This is a genomic window from Roseateles sp. P5_E11 (assembly GCF_054049355.1).
In genome coordinates this window covers 1-859 of the sequence record NZ_JBFUMO010001105.1, presented here as the reverse complement: position 1 = coordinate 859, position 859 = coordinate 1, and the positions used below count along the sequence as shown (strand labels likewise).

The following is an 859-nucleotide window of genomic DNA, read 5'->3' as shown; positions in this document are numbered from 1 at the left end:
ACCCTGCTGCCCCACCATGTCAGCCCCATCGCCGGCGATACGAGCGGCATGCAGCAGCTGGGATGCTCCTTCGTCGACCTCGATGCCAACGCCGGCCGCTCGCTGCAGGTCTATGTGGACCAGACGCAAAAGCGCCGTCGCCTGCTGAAGCTGGATCCATGAACGCGGCCGGCGGACGGGCTGAGCGCAGGGCCGCTCCCAAGCCAGCCCGCGTTCCCTCGGGGGACCGGTGCGCGTACTCGCGCGCCGAGGGGCAAGGTTTCACGCTTCTCGAGGTGGTTTTCGTGCTGGCCGTGCTGGGCATCATCCTGTCGGCGGCCGTGCCCAGCTACGCGAGTTATCTGGCCCGCCAGCGCCTGCGCCACGTGGCCGAGATGCTGGAGCAGGACCTGCGCCGCGCCCGCGGCCTGAGCGTGGACGAGGGCCGCAACATCTATGTCAGCTTCAGCAGTGGCGCGCAATGGTGCTGGGGCACCAGCCGCACCGCGCCCTGCGACTGCGCCACAGGCGTGCCGCGCTGCGAGCTCGGCGCCATCAACTCCCGCGAGCACAAAGGCACGCTGCTGCAGTCTGGCCAGAGCGTCACCTTCCAGGCCGGCATGGGCCGGGCGCTGGAATGGACGCGCATCGGCATCTCCAACGACCGCAACCAGCAGCTGTATCTGGACTTGAACCCGTTGGGCCGGCCAGCGATCTGCGGAGCAGACGCACGAAAAGGCGCTTGCTGAGTGGTGCCCCTCGCCCAGCCTTGCCGCGCTGGACGCGGGCAAGTCTGGTCGGGACCGCGCTGCGGCTAAGGCCGCAGCGCTTCGGCAGGCACATGCCGCCCACTGGGCGCCATGTGTCCGGCCTCAGCCCC

The 859-nt window shown here is 69.6% G+C and carries 1 protein-coding gene; it reads left to right on the top strand.

What is annotated here, in order from left to right; translation table 11 throughout:
• The first annotated feature begins 62 nt into the window (after positions 1 to 62).
• The gene (locus ACXJKR_RS33720; protein WP_082532787.1) at positions 63 to 728 is read left to right on the top strand and encodes a GspH/FimT family pseudopilin; all 666 of its coding nucleotides are present in this window, start codon (positions 63 to 65) and stop codon (positions 726 to 728) included.
• The last annotated feature ends 131 nt before the right edge of the window (positions 729 to 859 follow it).

Coding starts and splice junctions, on each gene's coding strand:
- ACXJKR_RS33720 (WP_082532787.1), top strand. CDS start 63: ATGCTCCTTCGTCGACCTCGATGCCAACGCCGGCCGCTCGCTGCAGGT.